At 61.0% G+C, this 19,255-nt stretch carries 17 protein-coding genes and 2 pseudogenes; 12 read left to right on the top strand and 7 right to left on the bottom strand.

What is annotated here, in order from left to right; genetic code table 11:
* Positions 1-526: 526 nt before the first annotated feature.
* The 3 genes from RI103_RS35205 to RI103_RS35195 all read left to right on the top strand — a co-directional run bounded on the left by RI103_RS35205 (position 527) and on the right by RI103_RS35195 (position 2,504).
* Complete coding sequence (locus RI103_RS35205) at positions 527-1,765, top strand: molybdopterin-dependent oxidoreductase (RefSeq protein ID WP_310818687.1); 1,239 nt, start codon at positions 527-529, stop codon at positions 1,763-1,765.
* A 10-nt stretch (positions 1,766-1,775) separates the two neighbouring features.
* Positions 1,776-2,126, top strand: coding sequence for a cytochrome c (locus RI103_RS35200; protein WP_310818686.1), 351 nt, complete (start codon positions 1,776-1,778; stop codon positions 2,124-2,126).
* 66 nt (positions 2,127-2,192) lie between these two features.
* The gene (locus RI103_RS35195) at positions 2,193-2,504 is read left to right on the top strand and encodes a high-potential iron-sulfur protein (RefSeq protein WP_310818685.1); all 312 of its coding nucleotides are present in this window, start codon (positions 2,193-2,195) and stop codon (positions 2,502-2,504) included.
* A 312-nt stretch (positions 2,505-2,816) separates the two neighbouring features.
* On the opposite strand, the pseudogene RI103_RS35190 reads toward RI103_RS35195, so the two are convergent.
* Positions 2,817-4,000, bottom strand: a pseudogene (locus tag RI103_RS35190) (tyrosine-type recombinase/integrase).
* A 160-nt stretch (positions 4,001-4,160) separates the two neighbouring features.
* Between RI103_RS35190 and RI103_RS35185 the strand changes: the two are divergent.
* The 6 genes from RI103_RS35185 to RI103_RS35160 all read left to right on the top strand — a co-directional run bounded on the left by RI103_RS35185 (position 4,161) and on the right by RI103_RS35160 (position 7,517).
* Positions 4,161-5,186, top strand: a complete 1,026-nt coding sequence (locus tag RI103_RS35185) for a DNA-binding protein (RefSeq protein WP_310818684.1) — start codon at positions 4,161-4,163, stop codon at positions 5,184-5,186.
* A 490-nt stretch (positions 5,187-5,676) separates the two neighbouring features.
* Positions 5,677-6,042: a hypothetical protein gene (locus tag RI103_RS35180; protein ID WP_310818683.1), complete on the top strand. Its 366-nt coding sequence runs from the start codon at positions 5,677-5,679 to the stop codon at positions 6,040-6,042.
* Positions 6,043-6,130: 88 nt separating this feature from the next.
* Positions 6,131-6,379, top strand: a complete 249-nt coding sequence (locus RI103_RS35175; protein ID WP_310818682.1) for an AbrB/MazE/SpoVT family DNA-binding domain-containing protein — start codon at positions 6,131-6,133, stop codon at positions 6,377-6,379.
* Entirely contained in the window at positions 6,373-6,693 is a 321-nt protein-coding gene (locus RI103_RS35170; RefSeq protein WP_310818681.1) for a type II toxin-antitoxin system PemK/MazF family toxin, read from the top strand. The genes RI103_RS35175 and RI103_RS35170 overlap by 7 nt, the downstream gene beginning before the upstream one ends.
* An 88-nt stretch (positions 6,694-6,781) precedes the next feature.
* Positions 6,782-7,231: a hypothetical protein gene (locus RI103_RS35165; protein ID WP_310818680.1), complete on the top strand. Its 450-nt coding sequence runs from the start codon at positions 6,782-6,784 to the stop codon at positions 7,229-7,231.
* Between the two features lie 13 nt (positions 7,232-7,244).
* Entirely contained in the window at positions 7,245-7,517 is a 273-nt protein-coding gene (locus RI103_RS35160; RefSeq protein WP_310818679.1) for a hypothetical protein, read from the top strand.
* A 362-nt stretch (positions 7,518-7,879) separates the two neighbouring features.
* Here the strand turns inward: RI103_RS35160 and RI103_RS35155 are convergent, their stop codons facing one another.
* From RI103_RS35155 to RI103_RS35145, 3 genes are all read right to left on the bottom strand, one after another.
* Positions 7,880-9,334 (bottom strand): sulfatase-like hydrolase/transferase, encoded by a 1,455-nt coding sequence (locus RI103_RS35155; protein WP_310818678.1) that lies wholly within the window; start codon positions 9,332-9,334, stop codon positions 7,880-7,882.
* A 76-nt stretch (positions 9,335-9,410) separates the two neighbouring features.
* Positions 9,411-10,208 (bottom strand): GntR family transcriptional regulator, encoded by a 798-nt coding sequence (locus tag RI103_RS35150; RefSeq protein WP_310818677.1) that lies wholly within the window; start codon positions 10,206-10,208, stop codon positions 9,411-9,413.
* A gap of 164 nt (positions 10,209-10,372) precedes the next feature.
* A complete protein-coding gene (locus RI103_RS35145; protein ID WP_310818676.1) occupies positions 10,373-11,620 on the bottom strand; it encodes an SLC13 family permease in 1,248 nt (415 codons plus the stop codon).
* A gap of 493 nt (positions 11,621-12,113) precedes the next feature.
* Between RI103_RS35145 and RI103_RS35140 the strand changes: the two genes are divergently transcribed.
* Positions 12,114-13,349 (top strand): aconitase X catalytic domain-containing protein, encoded by a 1,236-nt coding sequence (locus RI103_RS35140; RefSeq protein WP_310818675.1) that lies wholly within the window; start codon positions 12,114-12,116, stop codon positions 13,347-13,349.
* Complete coding sequence (locus RI103_RS35135) at positions 13,346-13,840, top strand: aconitase X swivel domain-containing protein (protein ID WP_310818674.1); 495 nt, start codon at positions 13,346-13,348, stop codon at positions 13,838-13,840. Before RI103_RS35140 ends, RI103_RS35135 begins: the two co-directional genes overlap by 4 nt.
* A gap of 65 nt (positions 13,841-13,905) precedes the next feature.
* On the opposite strand, the gene RI103_RS35130 is transcribed toward RI103_RS35135, so the two are convergent.
* Positions 13,906-14,802, bottom strand: coding sequence for a GntR family transcriptional regulator (locus RI103_RS35130; protein WP_310818673.1), 897 nt, complete (start codon positions 14,800-14,802; stop codon positions 13,906-13,908).
* Between the two features lie 343 nt (positions 14,803-15,145).
* On the opposite strand from RI103_RS35130, the pseudogene RI103_RS35125 reads away from it, so the two are divergent.
* A pseudogene (locus RI103_RS35125) lies at positions 15,146-15,857 on the top strand (IS6 family transposase).
* 140 nt (positions 15,858-15,997) lie between these two features.
* Here the strand turns inward: RI103_RS35125 and RI103_RS35120 are convergent.
* Both RI103_RS35120 and RI103_RS35115 read right to left on the bottom strand, forming a co-directional pair.
* Positions 15,998-17,707, bottom strand: a complete 1,710-nt coding sequence (locus tag RI103_RS35120) for a methyl-accepting chemotaxis protein (protein WP_310818672.1) — start codon at positions 17,705-17,707, stop codon at positions 15,998-16,000.
* A 172-nt stretch (positions 17,708-17,879) separates the two neighbouring features.
* Positions 17,880-19,220, bottom strand: coding sequence for an MFS transporter (locus RI103_RS35115; RefSeq protein WP_310818671.1), 1,341 nt, complete (start codon positions 19,218-19,220; stop codon positions 17,880-17,882).
* Between the last annotated feature and the right edge of the window lie 35 nt (positions 19,221-19,255).

The raw sequence follows: 19,255 nt of genomic DNA, 5'->3' as shown, positions 1-19,255 counted from the left end.
GCCTTGTCGTGCTTGTCGGACAACAACGCGGTTCGATGCGACGCCGCGTCCCGGGCTCTGCATCGCGTGCCTGTTCAACCCGCTGCTGTACCCGGGCGGCCGCGACCAGGTTGCCAGCTAGGCGCTCAAGACGCTGCAGCGGGACGGCGGCGTGCTTCTCGAAAACGGCGGCGAGACCGTCGTCGACCTGGAGCGGCCGCGCAACTACGGCGCATGAAGGCACCGCTTCTCACGGTTTTCATCCCCGGGGAATTGAGGATTCTGCACATCGTCCATCCGTCAAGCGTAGGCCGCGCGTTCCGCAATGACGCACGCGCGTCCTGCGTGTCACAGTTGGGCCACCGCTCCCTCATGTGTGCCCAATGCCGGTCTTGCAAAACGATCTTCCCGCCACCTACACTGAGACGAGCAGACATAGGTCGAGGTCCAGTTCCACCGAGATCGCCCAGCCAGTACGACCAGCGTGCTCACTCCCCAAGATCCCCTCGACACCCCGGTCAGCCGGGACGATCCGCAGGAGAAGACAATGAAGAGAGCGTCCCCATACGTCAGCGACCGCCGCCGCACGATCTTGCGCGGCGTCGCTGCAGGGAGTCTCGCGAGCGCCCTTTCGGCGGCAGTCCGCGCCGCTCCCGCAGGTGGATTCGCTGACCTGCCCTTCGCCGGCGGACAACGCGAGCTGACAGACGCCTTTCCACAAAAGCACGGCTTGTTGTTGCAGCGCACCCGTCCACCGTTGCTCGAAACGCCGTTCGCCGTGTTCGACCATGGCCTCACCACGCCGAACGATCGCTTCTACGTGCGCTGGCATCTGGCCAACATCCCGAACCAGATCGACGGTGCGGCGTTCAGGATCAGCGTCCACGGACTCGTCGACCATGAGTTCGTGCTGTCGCTCGATGAGCTCGTGACGAAGTTCACGCCCGTGCATCTGACGGCGGTCAACCAGTGCTCGGGCAACTCGCGCGGCTTTTTCTCGCCGCGCGTTCCTGGGGGACAATGGGCGAACGGCGCCATGGGCAACGCGGTCTGGACCGGGGTGCGGCTACGCGACGTGCTCGATCGTGCCGGCGTCAAGGCGGGTGCTGTCGCCGTACGCTTTCACGGTCTCGATACGGGCGTGATCCCCGCTACGCCGATGTTCATGAAGTCGCTGCAGATCGACCACGCGCGCGACGGCGAAGTGATGATTGCCTATGCGATGAATGGCGAGCCGCTACCGCTTCTAAACGGCTTTCCCGTCCGCCTCATCGTGCCTGGCTGGTACTCGACCTATTGGGTCAAGATGCTGAGCGACATCGAAGTCCTCGGACAACCCGACGACAACTACTGGATGGCCAAGGCCTATCTGGTTCCCGACAATCCGGCGGGCAACATGGAGCCCGGCCAAACGGGCGTCCGCTTCGTGCCGATCAGCCACATGCTGCCCCGCTCGTTCATCACGAATCTGATCGACGGCCAGCACGTGCACGCTGCGGCACCGCTGACGGTCCGCGGCATCGCGTTTGGGGGCAACACAGGCGTGCGCGCGGTAGCGGTGACGCAGGACGGCGGCTCGACGTGGTCCGGCGCACGCCTCGGCCCGGACCATGGCAAATACAGCTTCCGGCAATGGGAGATGCGTCTTACGCCCAGGCCTGGTCCGATTACGCTGAAGGTCAGGGCCACCAACGCGGACGGCCTGGCCCAGCCCGCCGTCGCGAACTGGAATCCGGGCGGCTACATGCGCAACGTCATCGAATCGATGACTGTGCTCGCAACCTGAGGAGCAGGCCATGAAACGTGGAACCTGGGCCTTGTTGGCCCTTCTGGCGACAGCCGCCGTGGCCGGCGCGGACGCACAGTCCCCTCAGCCCGCCGCGCTCGCCGCCGCGTTAAACCGCACCGTCAGCGTCCAGTTTCCCGACAGCCACAACGTCCTCCCTCCCGGCGCGGGCGCGGACATTGCGAACACGCAGTGCATGATCTGCCATTCCGCGGGCATGATCACGCGCCAGCCGCCGCTGTCGATGGAACGATGGAAGGAAGAAGTCGAAAAAATGCGCACGGCCTATGGCGCCCCGCTGCCCGAGGATCAGGTGGAAACCGTCGCGAAGTATCTTGCCGGTATCAACCGGAAGCCCTGACCAGGGTCTCTCCGATGGCCGGCGCCGCGCGCGCCAACCGGCCTCTCAATTCAACGGAGTCACACGATGCATTGCTCACGCCGCCGTTTCATCATCGCCGCCGCCTCGCTCGCCTCGACCTCAATCTTCGTCGACGAGGCACAGGCCGACGCGCCCATGGTTTCCGAGAGCGATCCCACCGCGCAATCGCTTGGCTACAAGGCAGACGCCACTCAGGTGGACAAGGCCAAGTTCGCGAAGTACCAGGCCGGCCAAGACTGCGCGAACTGCCAGCTCTATCAGGGCAAGACCGGCGACACCTCGGGCCCGTGTCCGATCTTCGGTGGCAAGCGGGTCAGCGCCAAGGGCTGGTGCAGCGCCTACGTAAAGAAGGCCTGAGGGCACGCCCTCGCGCGCCAGCGCTGCGGGCCGTCCCGGCCGCCGCTCACACGTCGAGCAACAGCAAATCGCCCTTATAGAAGCCGAGGTTCGTTCGTCGAGCCAGGATAACGAATGGCTGCTTTACCCTTGGGAACGGCCATGGCAACTGCGCGGAACTGTACGGCAGCAAAGGTCCGGGAAGACTCACTCACATTTGTGAAAGCTGACATTCACCGGCGCCCGTTTGTGAATGTCGGCAAAGCGTTCTTCAGTTGCCGTGCAGCGCCAGATTGGCGACCGTCAACTTTGGCCGAGCTTCAGCCGTCTGGACTACCAGTCAATGCGGTGCTTTTCATCTGTTTCGCGATGACGACGATCGTCGTCCACGTGAAGATACTGGCTGGTGGTCGTGAGCGACGCATGCCCGAGGTTGTCACGCACAAGCCTCAAATCGACCTGCTGGTCCGCCATATGCGACCCTGCGCTGTGCCGCAGCCAGTGCGCTGACGCCTGCTGAAGTTGATCGGCTCGTGGCGCATGTGTTTCGCCACGAGCGCGTAGCGCGTCGGCAGCGCCACGGAAAACCTCCTTCACAATCCGATGCAGCGCAGCGCAGCGCGCGTCAACGGCTTGAGCGACCGCCCGATCGGCAGTACCAGCGGTGTGTCTTCGCCCTGGCACGGATATGCCGATAGTCCCCGTTCGCGACGGTAGGCTGAGAGCTCCGCCATTATTTCCGACGTGGCCGGCACCAGCCGTTCCTTGCCGCCTTTGCCCAGTACTTCCAGCCACCAGCGATCCTCGCCGTTTGCATCCCGGCGGCAGAAAAACCGGCCCATCGAGTTTTCGCCCACTTCTGTAATCCGCAGGCCGCCCAGATAGAGCAGGGTGAACAGCCAGCGCACGCGCGCGTAATGTTCGCGCTCACGGGCCGTCTCGGCGGGCATCTCCTGGATATACGTTTTGACTTCAAACCATAGCTCGGGCGACAGGTAGCGTGTGATGCGTGGCTTTGCATGCCGTGCGCGCTGACGCGCCAGCGATAAGGGATTGCCGGCCAGATAGCCCGCCTGCACCAGCCACGAGAACAGGACGTTGAGAATCACCATCGCCTGGCGTTGGCTGGTGGAAGAGAGTGGGCCGTAGAACGGGCGCCAACGCGGATCGCCCCGTGGATGCTTGCGCCCGCCACTGGCCGTCCATCGCGCACCGGGTTGCGGATCGGCGAGGAAGTGTTGATAGACCAGCAGGTCCTCGTGGGTCAGCGACGAAAGCGGTTTGCCCATCTGCAGGACGGACCACAGCAGCAGGCGTTCGGCTTCCTTGCGGTAGTTGTCGAAGGTCGTTTTCGTATCGACGAAGCGGGCGAGCCACGCACGGATCGCGGCAAGATCATTGCGGGCGGCAATCTGGGCGATGCCGCTCGTTGCGCGATTTTTGCCGTCGCTGCCGTCCAGTCCAGACGGGATGGTCAGGTTTTCGATGGGCTGCGGAGGCAGCAGCAGGGCGGTCATGGGATGTTTTGAGGTCGATCGGGGTGTCGTGCGTTTGCTGTAACAAGCGACGTATTAAATATCAACATTATAGCCATAATGTCAAAATTATCCAGCACATGAATTGGATATTTGACGGTGTACGTTATATTATTACTTGAATTTCACTAAAGCCGCCCCCATGTCCGACGTCCTGCCCGACGAAGCCCGCCTCGCCGCCGAAATCGACCGCCTGAAGGTCGCATTCCCGAAGACCCGCGAGCTGTACCGCGAAGTCTGCGCGCTGCTGTTCTTCCGCTTCGGCATTACGCCGACCGCGAACCGGCTGTACCAGCTGGTGAAGCGCGGCAGCATGAGTACGCCGACTCAGGTGCTCGGCGAGTTCTGGGTTGAATTGCGCGAGAAGAGCAGGGTGCGGATCGAGCATCCCGATCTGCCGGCGGAGTTGCAGGCGGCTGCCGGGGAACTGGTCGCGTCGCTGTGGGCGAAGTCCACCACATCAGCGCAGGCGGCGCTCGAGGTACTGCGGACGGATGCCGAGGCGGAGAAGGCCAGCGCGCGCAACGAGGTAGCGTCACTGCAGGCCGAGCTCGTGCGGACCGAAACGGCACTCGAGCAGCGCACCGGCGCGTTGCTGGCGGCGCAGGTGCACATTCAGGAGCTTGAGCAGGCGCAGGCCGCCGGAGAGGCGACGCGTCAGGCGCTCGAGACTGAAATCGCGCGACAGCAGGATGAGATCGGTGCGCGTGACCGGGCACTGGTGCAGGCGAGGGCGGATTTTTCGGTTGAACTCGACAAACTACGGAGCAGCGCAGAGCTCGCGGAAGACCGTTTACGGGCGGCCGAGAAGCGGGCGCTGCTCGAGATCGAGCGTGAGCGGACTGCCAGCGCGCGCCTCCAGAAGGAACTGGAGGCGGCCGCGCGCAAGGCGGAACAGAGTGACACGCGGCACCGGGCGGAAATCCAGGCACTGCAGACCCAGCTTGGGGACGCGCGTCATCGCACAGGCGTCGTGGACGGGAATCTGGAAGCGCTGCGCAGTTCGAATGCGGCATACGCCAAGGAACTCGACGCATTGAGATTGCAACTCGCGACCGTTGTCGCGAACCAGGCGGCGACGCGGAAGCGCCCGCTACCCTCCATCGAGACCCAAAAGCATCGCCGCGCTGTACCCAAAGTCGCGACGAGAAAGCGATCGCCGTCCTGATAGTGTCCGACCGTAACGTCGCTGGACCGATGCTATTGGGCGCGCTGCTGTGCCACCGGGTTTTCCGAGGAAGTCATACACGGCGGGCGATATACTGGAAAGGAGCGCCATGCGTTTTCTCTCTTGTAACAGGCTCGATTTTCGAGCGTATTCCGAGACAGGAAACATGGAACCCAAACGCGCTAAAGTCCTTACCCCCGCCAAATTTCGCCACCTGCTTCGAGTCACCGAAGCGACCAGCCGATTCCCCGAACGCGACACTCTAATACTTCTACTCGGTGTGACATGTGGTATGCGTGTCACAGAAATCGCGCGCATTGAAATCCGCGATGTGCTCGCCAGATCGGGGGCGAGGCGCGAAGAAGTTAGCTTGCGAGGCTCGATCACGAAGGGTTGCCGTCCTCGATGTATCTAGCTGTCGCACGAGCGCACCATTGATGCGTTCGACCGCTACATTGAATGGCGCTATCAACGCGGTGCGGGCGCTGCTTTGGACCGCAAGGAATATCGCGGCCTCATGCCCCAAACGCGGCTGATTCTCACGCAGAAAGGCGGCGCATTGGAATTGAGCGCTAAGCGGCGCGTAAACTTTGATGGCGAGACGGTCGAATACCTCGCGGCCGACAGCCTTCAAAGCTATGTCACCGGCTTATACCGTGTCGCTGGTCTTGGTGCGGGACACAGCAGCCACAGCGGGCGCTGGACGTTCGCGAGCCGCGTAGTAGCACAGGGTCATTCCCTTGACACGGTGCAGTTGCTGCTCAGTCATTCGCATCTCGACCATGTGGCGCCGTATCTTGAAGTGTCCGACAGCGACATGAAAGCGGCGCTCGCCGCAATCCACGATGGCCTGTAATCCAGTGGTGACATGTAGCGTCCAATGTAATAACATTGTGTTGACTTGCTTTTGAGCGACGGTATAACATTGTGCTTACGGTGGATTCATGAAAACGACGATTCGCAGGATGGGTAATTCGCAGGGCGTCCTGATTCCAAAGCCCGTCCTCGCGCAGTTGGGACTGGAGAACGAAGTGGAAATGGAAGTTGAAAACGACGCGCTTGTGCTGCGTCGGCCTCGGCACAAGGCTCGCGAAGGTTGGGCTGAGGCGAGCAAGGCGCTTGCTGAGAGTGGTGACGACGCGCTGGCGATGGGTGAGTTTGGCAACGCCGACGATGCGGAGCTTGCATGGTAGTGCGCGGCGAAGTCTGGCTCGTTGCGCTCGATCCGACGCCAGGTAGCGAGATCCAAAAGACGCGGCCCTGTGTAGTGGTATCGCCGCCTGAAATGCACGACCATCTGCGAACGGTCATCGTCGCGCCGATGACTTCCAAGGGTCGCCCTGCGCCGTTTCGCATACCCGTTACGTTCAAGCGGAAACAGGGGTTGATCCTGCTGGACCAGATTCGCGCGGTAGACAAGGTGCGACTGGTAAAGAAAGAAGGCGCGATTGCCGATAAAGCGATGTTGGACACCCTGCGTACCCTGCAGGAAGTATTCGCGGAATAGGAAAAGCGGCTCTTGTCGCGCGACAAGGAAAAAATTGCTGTGTGACGAGCCAAGCAAACCGGGCCTCGTTGAGTTGTATCAGCGAACCATGCTGCACCGAACAAATGAGGCAATGAACGGGCTTTCTCACCGTTTGGACGAAATCATCGTCCAGGCCGAAAAGAACGGAAGAGCTCAAGGCCGTCAGCAATGGGCGATGATCGCGTTGACTGCCGTACTTGCTCTTGCAACCATCGTCTATACCGTCACGACCGACTACGCGACGCGAGAGACGGTGAAGGCACAGCAGGCATCCACGGCATCTCAGGTGAGGGTTGAGTACGTTCGCGGCTCTGGCGCTGTGCCTGAGAGCGCAGCCGTGCATATGGGGTTGACGAAAAAGGGAATCCGGCAGTTTGTGTCAACGGGACTGCGTATGACATTCCTGCGGCTGGCGATGCGCGCCTCAAGTATCGTCCTCAACCACCACGGTCGGACGGGGCGCTTATGCCCGTCCTGCGTTGCCAGAATTGATCGGAAAACGCTAGAACGTATCTGAGAACGAGTCAACTATGACATTTGACCAGAAGCTTGCAATATGGGGGATCGTAGTTTCAGCGCTGTTCGGAATTGGTGGCGTTGTGGGAACGATCTACGCTGTACGGGATGCGCGCAAGGAACGTTCGAAGCGCGAGCGCGCAGTCATTGCCGCCCGTGCGCTTATCGAACGAAATTACGGTATGTGGATTGTCATGAAACCTGCGGCGGCTGGTGAATTTAAAGATGCCATCAACGATGGCTTGGCTGCAATCAATGCCGCTCGGTCGAGCCTGGAATCGCTGTAACAACCGACAACGGAAAAGCCCTCGCGTCGGTTGCAGGGGCAGCACAGGAAAACTCGGCGCGTCAGCGCCCCGAACGCAGGCTGGTAGCCTCACAAGAACCAGGAAAAATGGAACTGAGCAATATCGCGAACCAACACACGAACAGGATGGACGCGAACTGGAATTTCTGATTCGAAACGTTCATACGTTCCTCACTTTGAGTGCGAGGCGCGCCTGCCTTACCGGCATGTTGTCTCAATGAGCCGCGCGCACCCGGACTTCGATGTCTCCGCCATGAAATTGCCCGCTGCGCGAACGGAATGCGCTCTTGACGACGCTCTCGTTCGCGCAGCGTGTCGCGTGTGCCGATGTGTGCAGTCGATTCAGTCGAAGATGACCGGCGCGCCCGGCGGCGGGCTAAAGCCGAGGTCGCCGCGCGCGATCACGGCTTCGCGTCCGCCATTGGCCGCCAGCAGTTCCGATTGACGTTCGCGCACCATGCGATCCACGTCGTGCGGATCGCAAATCTTCAGCAGCCGCTCGTGGCATTCGCGTAGCACGGATGCATGGTGCGGGTCGGCGGCGCGGTCCTCCAGTTCTTCGGGGTCGCTGGCGAGATCGAACAGTTGCGGCGGGTAATCCACGTAGTACACGTATTTGTACTGCTCGTGCCGGATCATGAACGCACCGGTGGCCGAGCCCATACCGTGATATTCCGTCAGTACGTTGCGCTCGGGCTTCGCGCCGTCGGCGATGTCCTCCAGCGACACGCCAGGGAAACCCGCCGTCAGTGCGGGATCGGTTTCGCCCACCGAGCGCAGGATAAACGGATAGGCATCGACATGACTCACGGGCGTATCGATCACCTTGCCCGGTTCGATGCCGAGGCCTGCCAGAATCAGGGGCACGCCGGACGCCTCCTCGAACATCGTCGATTTGCCCCACATGCCGCGCGAGCCGAGGTTGTCGCCGTGATCGCTCGTGTACATCACGCGCGTGTTGCCAGCGAGGCCGGCGTCCTCCAGCGCCTTCAGCACGAGGCCGATGTTCTCGTCGAGGAACGAACACAACCCGTAATAGCCCGCCAAGGCCTTCTTGAGCTTGTGCTCGTCGAAGTAATCGTCGTAGTTGAAGCTGCCGCGATAGTCGACCAGATACGGATGCGTCGGCCGCTCTTCCTTGCGATAGAGCTTCGGCAACGGCAGATCGCGGTCGTAGTACTTGTAGAAATGCTGCGGCGGCGCGGTGAGTGGAAAGTGCGGCGCGACGAATGAGACGAATAGCACCCACGGTTTGTCCGCGTGCTTGCGCGCGGCTTCGCGCAGCCACACCTGGGCGCGCGCGGCGATTTCGCGGTCGTAGAACGTGTACTGGCTCTCGCCAGGACCGGCCATGTTCGCCATCTTGTACGCGCCCTTGCGCACCGGCAGATCGCTGCGCACGAGGCCCATCAGATCGCCCTTGCCCTCGATGATGTGCATCGGAATGATTTCTTCCGTAAAGCCGTGGTCCTCGCCCGTCAGCTTGAAGTGCAGTTTGCCGATCGACGTCACGTTATGGCCGCGATCGCGCAGCTTGTGATGCCAGCTCGGCACGTCGCCGTCGTAGGCGTCGGCGTTGTCCGCGTAGCCGATCTGATGGATGTACTTACCGACCGCGAACGATGCGCGCGCCGGAATGCAGACGGGGCTCGCGCAGTACGCGGAGCGAAAGCGCGTGCCGCGGGCGGCGAGGGCGTCGAGATTCGGCGTCTCGACGATCTCGTTGCCCGCGCAGCCGAGCATCTTGGGGTTGTGCTCGTCGGACATGATGATGAGCAGGTTCTGGGAATCTTTCATTGTTCCTCTAACTATGTAGGACTATAGTTCTCGCCAGGCAAAATTTTTTGGGGCAGTGTCGTGCCCCGGCAAAAAGCTAGCGCGATTGCTGACCCATTCTCGGCAACTGATCGGGGATACTGAGTACGCGATCGGTGGTCGGAATGGAAAACTCCTGGTAGTACACGCACGCGGTTTCGCCCATCAGCGCCGCGGCCTGCATGAAAAGACCGGCTTCGCCCTTGCGCGTGCCGATGACCTCGGCCGTGGCCGCGTCGAATTTGACGAGGCTCACGTCATGCGTGATGCGGGTGATCGGCACGTTCAATTCGCCGACAATGACCGTTTTGAAGTTCAGCCCATCGAGCGAGCGCAGCGATGCCTTGGACAGGCGAGGAAGAATGCGGCTATTCATGTAGAAGCGCACGAGCACGTCGAATTCTCCATTCACGTTGATGACGCGCGTGATCAGCGTGAGGTTGTCGCCCACGTCGGGAAAATAACGGCTCCACGCGCCGCGTGTCTTGACGCGCTCGCGGCTCAGCACCTTCGAATAAACCGGCAGGAAGCTCACACCGTCGGTGTCGAGGAAACGGCAGTGCCACGGGTCTTCCATGCGCAGATCGTTTTCGGCGACGAAGCTGCCGAGCCCGTGATGCCGCACCACCACGCCTTGATCCACCAGCGTGCGCAACGCGCGCTGCACGGTGCCGAGGCTGAAGGGCGTCATGACCGCGAGTTCTTCCTCGGCGGGGATCCTGTCGCCGGCTTTCCAGTGGCCGTCGGTGATGGCCTGCATCAGCACGCTGGACAGGCGCATGTACTTCGGCGCGCCGCTGCGGTCGGGACGCTTGAGCGTGGCAAATATGTCGGAGCTGGCGGCTGCGGACTGCATCGGAAGAGGAACCTTGATCGGAGAGAAACGATAGAACTATATAGTTCTATCGAACGGTACCCTTGCGAGGCGGTTTACGCAGCGGGCGGCTGATGAGGGTTAACCCAATCGCGTCGGCTCTTCATCCGAAACTCATCCGAATTTCACCTGGGTTCGCCCGCTGCTCACCGGATCAGAAGCGCCGCCAGAGGGAGAAATAACGTCAACGCGACGGTCCATTTCAACAGGTCCTTGAAGGTCTTGTCGTCGCCGTGCAGCTCCGCCAGCACGAGGCTGCCTCCAAGATGAAACGGGCTGGCCGTGATCACGACGATGCTGGTAGCCGACAGCGCCAGTTGTATCGACGCAAGCAACGCAGAGGGCTCATGGGCGAGCGAGCGTGTCACGACCGGAATCACGAGCCCGAGCACCACCACCGAGGACGCCTCGAAGTTCGCCATGAGCGTGCCGAGGTAAGTCATTCCCACGCGCACCAGCGACTGTTGCTCCATGCTTTGCAGGAGCTCGCCGATCGCCTGCAACACCCCGACCGTCTCGAGCATGCCGATATACATCAGGATCCCCGAGATCATGACGACCATGCTCCACGGCAGATCGGCGATGACTCTGCGGGCGTCGGCCCTCACAGCGATATTGAGCAGGATGCCCATCGAGAACGCACTCAAGCCGACGTCATGCCGGGTCAAGACGAGCGCGATAAAGCCGAGTAGCGCGGCAAGCGCGGTCCATTGCGGCCACGTGAGCGTCAATCGGGAGGCGGGCGCGGCGAGGACCGTTTGTTCTGCCGCGTCGCGTGGCTTTGCGCGGGTGATCAGTTCAGCGCCGCCGAATGCGAAGAAGGCCAGCAGTGCGAAAGCGAGATTGAGCGCGAACTGGCAGAAAAAGAATTCCGTGGGGAGCAGCGTCACGCCGCCTTTGGCCGCTTGCGCAATGACTACCTTGGCCCATGGATTGAACGGCGACAGTCCGCCGATGCAGCCTCCCTGTATGGTCACGATACCCATTAACGCGGGACGGATGTTTTCGCGACGCGCAATCTCCAACGCGACCGGCAACGTGATGACGAGTGCGGCGATCGGCAGCGCACCGAGTGCGCAGATCAATGCGGTGAGGGTGCAGGTCGTCCACGGCAGCAGCCAGGGGCGCCCGCGCGAGAGTGCGACGGCACGGTGCACGATCAGTTCGGCGAGGCCGCTATCGCGCACGAGGTTCCACAGGTACATCACGCCGAGAATCAGCAAAACCAGATCCGTCGGGAAGGCGGCAAATACCCGCTTTTGTGGGACCCCCGCGATTTCCATCAGCAGGAAACTCGCGGGAATGGCCACCAGTCCGAGGTTAATGCCGTGCCACAGGCTGATTGCGAAAGTGACGACCAGCAGGACAAGCGCAACGATATGGATGGTGGTCATACCGGTGTCTCCTCTTCTTTGTCTTTCGTCGTGAACGGCGAGCGCAGGCGCATTCGCGCCATCGGCAACGATGGGGAGCGGATGCGCGTGGCAACGGTCCCGCTAGAGCCTGTTTTCGAGCGGGATGCCATGAATGCTGGCCTCCCCACGAGACAAGTGGCTAGGATGTTGTATGATCATGTATCAATACATCAAGAGGCATGCTATCGCTGGGCTTCTGCGCGTGTCAACTAACGTAATCGCGAAGGTGGTGCTGGAAACCGCACGGCGATGGGGCTTATCCGGCTATACGCCGGCACAGAAAGCCGGCAGTCGAGAAGCCGTCCGGAAATCGCCGTCCGTCCATGTTGACATCGCCAAGGCAGGTCGCTAGTATTCGTTCTTGTTGTATTAATACAAGATAATACAACAACGCATAGGCATGAACCTGCACCGCAGCAGGTGTCGATGCCCACGCCTTGCCCTGGTGACGAAATCTGTACGGAGATTGCCCATGCTGCTGAACGATGAAGAGACAGCCATGCTCAACGGTGAGCAAGGCAAGGTCCTGCAAATGGCCATGCGCCATCAAGTGCAGGTCGGCGAATTTTTTGGTGCCCACGATCTGGTGCCGGTCACCCAGGCGCACATCATGGCCGACACCGAAAGCCTCGGTCAGGCGGGCGTCATGTGGCTCGAGCGGCTTTCCGAACTCAGTGACGGCCGCCACACCGTATGCATTCCCACCATCACCGATCCGCGCGGCACCGATTTCTCGAAAGCCAACGAACTCGGCCAGCGCGACTGGATGATCGAACTGGAGCGCCGCACGATTCACGCGTTCGAACGGCTCGGCGTCAGCATGACCGACACCTGCATCAACTATCAGACTGTGCTCGCGGCTACGCGCGGCGAACACGTCGCTTTCGGCGACACTGGCGTGGTGATCTACTCGAACTCGGTGAGCGGCGCTCGCACGAATTTCGAAGGCGGTCCGTCGGCGCTCTCCGCGGGTCTCACAGGGCGCACGCCGCGCTATGGCTATCACCTCGACGAAAAGCGCCGGGCCACGATGCGCTTTCGTGTCGATTTCACGCCGCGCTCGCTCAATGAATGGGGGGCGCTCGGCGGTGTGATCGGCCGTCTCGCCGGCAACTATTGGCAGGTGCCGGTCATCGAAGGCATCGAAGCCGCGCCCACTTCGGATGAGCTCAAGCATTTCGGCGCAGCGATGGCGAGCTTTGGTTCGATCGCGCTCTTTCACATGATCGGCGTCACGCCGGAAGCGATGCGTCTAGCAGACGTCGGCGGCGACAGCTTGCCGGTGCATCATCGCGTCGGCCGCGCGGAGATCGAAGCGCTCACCGCCAGCTATGCGGTCACGAAGAAGGTGGACGTGGTGGTGTTTTCCGCGCCGCAACTGAGCCTCTACGAACTGCGCGCGCTCGCCGAGATCTGCGACGGCCGTACCTTCAAGGTGCCGATGCTCGCCATTACCAGTCCACAGGTGGCGCCCGACGCCGAGCGGTTCGGCTACACACGCCGCATCGAAAGCGCGGGCGGCACGGTGCTCGCGGGCATGTGCTTCTACCAGTCGTACGCGCGCGAGATGTCCGAAGCCAAGAGCTGGAAAAATCTCGCCACCAACAGCGCGAAGCTGGTGAACATTCTCGGCGGCTACGGCTATACCCCGATGCTCGCCTCGATGCAGGCGTGCGTGAACGCAGCCGAGACAGGAGAACTCGCATGAACACAATCGTGTTGACCGCGCGCCACGCGCTCGGGAACAAAGTGTCGGCCGAGGCGCTGGTTGCCAAGGACGGCTTTTCGGCCCGTTACGATCTGAACCGTCTGGAAGGGGTGTTTTCGCGCCCGTCGCACAAGCTCGTGGGGCAGTCGTACATTGGCCGGATACTGGTGCTGGATACCGCGAAGGGCGGGGTGGCAAGCGCGTGGATGCTGCACGAGATGCAGTCGCGCAACATGGCGCCGGTGGCAATCGTGTTCAATACCGTGAACCCGATCCTGGCGCAAGGCGCGGCGCTCGGCAACATTTCGGTGCTGGCGGGTTTCGATTGCGACGTGACGGACGTCGTGCCGCAGGGCGCGTTCGTCGAGATCGATCCTCAAGCGAAGACCCTGACCGTGCTGCGCGCCGCTGCCGGTGAACCCGTGTCCGGCACATTCGCGCAAGGGCAGCCAGGCACGTCGACGGTACATGTGAAGCCTACGCATCGCTAGGCGTCTGGCGTCGTCTTGAAAGCGTTGCCGCGTGACTGTTGCATGCGGCCGTCCGCTGCGCGCGGTCACTTCGTGTGATCGTGCGCAGCAGTGCCGTTGACGTTCTTGATTGACGAGCCGACCGGCAACGGTCCTTGCACGCTCAGCGTGAACTCATAGTTTTCCGGGCGAATGTAAAACGACGTTCGCTCACACAGCATCCCGTTCTCACCGAACGATTCACGATCCATCACGAGCAACGCGGCACGCGGCGACAAGCCGAGCGCCTGGCCGACCGATGCGCCGGCCGAGCGCGCCCGGATATGAATCTCCGCTTTGGTGACCGGCATGGAAAGCAGACTTTCGAGCAGCACGTAGATCGGGTTGCGGTTGACCTGCTCCCAGGTGAGTCCGCGCGCCTGCGGCGGGAGATACGAGTCGACGAGGGCGATCGGCTCACCGTCGACGAGATACAGCCGTTTTAGCCGGAAGCATTCGCCTTCGCCTTCGTCTGTGCCGAAGGCTTGCCTGATCGCCTCCGGCGTCGCCACCGGACCGAACTCCAGCAACTTCGTTTTCGGTTCCACGCCTTGCGCGACGAGTGCGTCGTAGAAGCCGCGCATTGGTTTCAGGTCGTGCACGAACTTGTTGCGCGAGACGAACGTGCCTTTGCCCTGCTTGCTGACCACGTACCCTTCGGTAAGCAGCTGCGCGATGGCCTGCCGCACCGTGACGCGGCTCACGTCGAAATGTCGCGTCAGTTCGTTTTCGGCCGGCAGCTTGCTGTCAGTCGCGAAGGTGCCCTCGTCGATTTGCGTGCGCAGACGATCGGCGATCTGCATGTAAAGCGCGGTCGCACTGTCGCGATTGAGTAGCGGTGGGACAGCCGAGGCGGCGGCCTGCCCGGCGGTAGATTCCTGCCTGGTGGCGCCCGGCGTGGAGCGTTGCTGGGTGCTGCTGCGTTTTCTGGAATTGGCTGGCATTGGATGGTTTGCTGGAGGCGGCTGTCGAACTGCCTTTGAACCCGTGTCTTCGTTGTTTTTCACCATGCGTCCCGTGATGGAGAAACACGGTGTACTTGTATTGAAATAATAGGACATCTTCATACAAGTTGCAACTGGCTGGCGTTTACGCCACGGCCGCCTGACTGAGGCAATGGGGGCCGCCCCGACGCGGACGGTCGGGGGCGCGCCGTCTGGACCACCAGTGGCAGGCGTCGAGTGGGCTCTGTTACGTTAAATTGTTTGATGGCCCTATTTCTGGCTCCGGGGGAAATCGGAAGGGCCGGCGGGTTACCCTAGGGTTTTTGAGGAGCACGAGCCCGCAATGAGCACGCTGAGAGACATCGACTGGTGGTTCCATGGCCGTCACTTCGACCGCGAAGTCATTGTCCTGTGTGTACGTTGGTACCTGCGTTACAAACTCAGCCTTCGAGACCTGGTTGAAATGATGGCCGAGCATCGCTGGCGCATACGACAATCATGCGCTGCGTCAGACGCTTCACGCGGCGTTCGTTAAGCGGTGGGATCGGTTTGCGAGGTCCGCTGGTCGCTCCTGGTGAGTCAACGAGACGTATGTGAAGATCCGTGGCAAATGGGTCTGTCTCTGCCGTGCCGTTGATCGAGCGGGAAAGACGGTCGACTTCCGGCTCAGCGCCACGCGCGATGTTGCCGCGGCGAAGGCCCTCTTCCCGAAGGCGATGAAGCGTTAAGGGCTCCCTCCGAAAACCATCACACTGGACGGTTACGCGGCGTCTCATCGCGCAGTGCGCGAAATGAAGGCTGGCGAGGCGCTGCCGAAGGAGACGGCTTTGCGATCGTCGAAGTATTTGAACAACCTGATCCGGCAGGATCATCGCAACATCAAGTCCAGGATCAATGCAATGCTCGGCTTCAAACGCTTCGAAAATCCAGCCACTACGATCGCCGGCATCGAACTGATGCATCGCATTCGCAAAGGTCAGTTCGATTTCGCGAACATGCGCCTCAAAGGTACCACCGCGCCGGCTGTTTGGAACGCAGTCCTGTCCGCTCGATGAGGGAGCGGCGACTACGCCGCTTTTCGCTCGCCGCTGAAGTTGCACCCGAGCCGCGGAAAGATGGACAACCCCGTAACCAGCACAAAAGGAAGGCATATCCATCACTGATGGCCACCGGCAATCCCGCGAAATCATAGCGGCTAGAATGTCTGCCAGTCTGGCTCGGTGGCCGGGCTCGCGGCGCCAGTCGTGGAGGCGGTCGTGAAGAGTCGCGGTGCGGCGGAGGTGGAATCGGGCAGGGCTTTAAGGGATTTTGGCAAGGCTGCCCGCGTCGGTGTCGGGCGCGCTATCGCGCCCAATGACGGGTTTGTAGCTTGCCGGTCGTCGAGTTTGAATATCGCTACCGAGTCCCGTAGTGTCTGGGCCTGTTCAGCCATCGATTGCGCTGCGGCCGCGGCTTCTTCGACCAGCGCGGCGTTCTGCTGGGTGACCTGGTCCATCTGGCTGACAGCCTGGTTGACCTGTTCAATGCCGGTGCTTTGCTCATGGGATGCTGCGGAGATTTCACTCATGATGTCGGTCACGCGCTTGACCGACTGCACGATCTCCCGGATCGTGTCGCCAGCTCGCTCGACAAGTTGCGAACCGACATTCACGCGACCCACCGACTCGCCAATCAGCTCCTTGATTTCCCGGGCGGCGGTCGCACTGCGTTGCGCGAGCGTGCGGACTTCGCTCGCCACCACCGCGAAGCCGCGGCCCTGTTCACCGGCCCGGGCCGCTTCGACCGCCGCATTGAGCGCGAGAATGTTGGTCTGAAACGCGATGCTTTCGATCACGCCGATGATCTCGGCAACCTTGGCGGAACTATCAGAGATCTCCTGCATGGTTTCGACCACACGACCAACCTCGTCTCCGCCACGCTGCGCGACCTCCGATGCGTTGCTCGCCAGCGTGCTGGCCTGCTGGGCGTTGTCCGCGTTGTGACGGACCGTCGCGGTCAGCTCTTCCATGCTCGATGCAGTCTCCTCAAGCGACGCTGCCTGCTCCTCCGTGCGCTGCGACAGATCGGTATTTCCCGCCGCCACCTGTTCGGTGGCGGACGAGATCGCAAGGCTTGCCTGCTTGACGCCGCCGACGATGCCCGCCAGGTTGCCAATCGCCCGGTTCAGCGATTCGGCCAGGTTGCCGAGCTCGTCGTGGCGCTCGACCTGTACCTGGACACGTAGGTCGCCCTGCGCCAACGCATTGGCACCGTCGACCACACGCTGCAAAGGACGCACGATCGAACGCGTCACGACCACGCAAAGTATCAGCGTCACCAGCAGCGCCAGCACCGCCGTTCCCCACAGGACTGCGCGCGCCGTGTCATAGACGTCGTTGCTGGCCTTCACATCGGCGTCCATCATGCTCTGAACCAGACTCTTGAACTCGTCTTGCTGCTGGATAAGGGTGGTTCGCAGCAGCCCAGCCTTCAGGAGCGTTGCGCGTGCGGCATCGTTGTCATGCGCCTCCAATTGATCGTACGCGGGCTTCAGGGTCTCCTCGTAAGTCGCACGTGCTTGCAGCACCCGGTCGAAGAGAGCGCGGCCCCCCGCCGTGGTGATCAGACGAGGGATGGCCTGATAGTCCGACTCGTTATTCGTAAAGGCCCTGGCGTGTTCGACTCTGTCCCGTTGTGCTTCGGGCGTTGGTTCCTCGAGCGCCGCATAAGTCATGACTGCTTCCCGAAGCGTTGCCACCTCGATCCGGTTTACGAGCCTCAGTTCCGCGGCGCGAACACTAACTATAGTTTGCGTGGTCGCATTCATGCGCGCCATCTGCATATGGGCGGTCAAGCAGATTGCCAGCAGGAAAGCCAGGACAACACCAAATGTACCCAGTAGTCGTGCGCCAATTTTCAATTTCATTATTCAAACCTGTTTTGAACTTGCGAGAGAGTCGGCTTACCTGTGGCGAACCTCTGCCCGAGATTGGGCGCGCCCCGAGATGAGTGATGTCCGGGGGCGAGTCTTTGATGCAAGACGCGGCGCGCGCCACCGCTTTTATTGACGGTGTCAGGTAAAAGGCTCGGGTTGGTCACTACGTTGAAGTCTTTGGTGCCGCAACGAAAATCAGGAGCACGCCGATGACTGATATCACGGCCATTGCCACGAAGCCTCCAACGAATGTCCCGGTGACCGTCTTGGCATAACCGAGGATGATGGGGCTGAAGAACCCTCCGAACATACCGATGGTACTGGTGTAACCGATACCCGCAGCTCTCGCTGACGTCGACAGATACTGGGTGGGCATGGTCCAGAAAATCGCAAACGCCGTGAAAATACCAATGGAGGCGAGCGACAGAAGAAATAGTGTTCCGTAGATGTTGGCGTAGAACAGACCAATGAGCGCAAAGCCAATTGCAGTCAGACCGAAAGGAAGCGCGAAGTGCCAGCGCCGTTCGCGCATCTTGTCCGAGTGGCCCGCGATGGTCAGCATACCAATTGCCCCGACGACGTATGGGATGGCTGACAGTATGCCGACATTGAAGACGTCGCGAATTCCCGTATCCTTAATCAGGGTCGGCGCCCAGACAGCCAGCGTATTGTTGGCGGCGACAACCGCGAAGTAAGCCAGCCCGAACGCGTAAATGCGGGGAAGCTTGATGACGTCACGCAGTCCGACAGCATGGTGGTTTGCGCTCGCGTTGTCCTCCTTCAGGTCTTGCGCGAGGATGTCCTTTTCCTCCCAGCTGAGCCACTTTGCGTCCTTGGGATAATCCTGGAGGTAGAAATAGGCGAACACACCGAGAAGGACAGTGGGCACCCCTTCAACCACGAAGAGCCATTGCCAGCTACTCATCAGCCCCCATGCTTGCGAATACTTCAAAATCAGGCCGGAGATGGGGCCGCCGATGACACCGGAAGCGGTCGCGGCGAGATAGAACAGCGACGTGATTCGAGCACGGCGATTCACGGGGAACCAGTAGGTCAGATACAGAATGACCCCGGGCATGAATCCCGCCTCGGCCGCCCCAAGAAGAAAGCGGACCAGATAAAACTGGGTCGGCGTATGGACGAAAGCAGTCAATCCAGACAGTAAGCCCCAGAGAACCATGATTCGAATGAACGTCGCGCGCGCACCTACCTTTTGCAAATAGAGGCTGCTCGGGACCTCAAAGATGACGTATCCGATGAAGAACAGCCCCGCACCGAGTGCAAACGAGAAGTCGCTCAGCGCCAGGTCTTTCATGAACTGAAGTTTTGCAAAACTGATGTTGAACCGGTTGAGCTGGTTGATGGCGTACGCCACAAAAAGAAAGGGCGCAAGCCTCAGAATCAGTTTCCGGTACAGCTTGTTTCTTGTTATATCGACGGCTTCCGCGGCCGCACGTAAGTAAGCGCTAGTTCCCATCACTCCCTCGTTATTGGGTTGATTCAATCAGGTTCAGTTGTGCCGGCGCAAATGGCTTTCCG

The sequence above is a fragment of the Paraburkholderia sp. FT54 genome (genome assembly GCF_031585635.1).
Taxonomy (GTDB): domain Bacteria; phylum Pseudomonadota; class Gammaproteobacteria; order Burkholderiales; family Burkholderiaceae; genus Paraburkholderia.
This window is presented reverse-complemented; position numbering and strand designations above follow the sequence as displayed.

Bases quoted from the DNA above. Each gene is read 5' to 3' on its own strand.
- RI103_RS35175 (WP_310818682.1), top strand. From the start codon at position 6,131: ATGAAAACGACGATTCGCAGGATGGGTAATTCGCAGGGCGTCCTGATT.
- RI103_RS35145 (WP_310818676.1), bottom strand. From the start codon at position 11,620: ATGACCACCATCCATATCGTTGCGCTTGTCCTGCTGGTCGTCACTTTC.
- RI103_RS35195 (WP_310818685.1), top strand. From the start codon at position 2,193: ATGCATTGCTCACGCCGCCGTTTCATCATCGCCGCCGCCTCGCTCGCC.
- RI103_RS35200 (WP_310818686.1), top strand. From the start codon at position 1,776: ATGAAACGTGGAACCTGGGCCTTGTTGGCCCTTCTGGCGACAGCCGCC.
- RI103_RS35130 (WP_310818673.1), bottom strand. From the start codon at position 14,802: ATGCCAGCCAATTCCAGAAAACGCAGCAGCACCCAGCAACGCTCCACG.
- RI103_RS35135 (WP_310818674.1), top strand. From the start codon at position 13,346: ATGAACACAATCGTGTTGACCGCGCGCCACGCGCTCGGGAACAAAGTG.
- RI103_RS35205 (WP_310818687.1), top strand. From the start codon at position 527: ATGAAGAGAGCGTCCCCATACGTCAGCGACCGCCGCCGCACGATCTTG.
- RI103_RS35160 (WP_310818679.1), top strand. From the start codon at position 7,245: ATGACATTTGACCAGAAGCTTGCAATATGGGGGATCGTAGTTTCAGCG.
- RI103_RS35120 (WP_310818672.1), bottom strand. From the start codon at position 17,707: ATGAAATTGAAAATTGGCGCACGACTACTGGGTACATTTGGTGTTGTC.
- RI103_RS35170 (WP_310818681.1), top strand. From the start codon at position 6,373: ATGGTAGTGCGCGGCGAAGTCTGGCTCGTTGCGCTCGATCCGACGCCA.
- RI103_RS35155 (WP_310818678.1), bottom strand. From the start codon at position 9,334: ATGAAAGATTCCCAGAACCTGCTCATCATCATGTCCGACGAGCACAAC.
- RI103_RS35165 (WP_310818680.1), top strand. From the start codon at position 6,782: ATGCTGCACCGAACAAATGAGGCAATGAACGGGCTTTCTCACCGTTTG.
- RI103_RS35150 (WP_310818677.1), bottom strand. From the start codon at position 10,208: ATGCAGTCCGCAGCCGCCAGCTCCGACATATTTGCCACGCTCAAGCGT.
- RI103_RS35185 (WP_310818684.1), top strand. From the start codon at position 4,161: ATGTCCGACGTCCTGCCCGACGAAGCCCGCCTCGCCGCCGAAATCGAC.
- RI103_RS35140 (WP_310818675.1), top strand. From the start codon at position 12,114: ATGCTGCTGAACGATGAAGAGACAGCCATGCTCAACGGTGAGCAAGGC.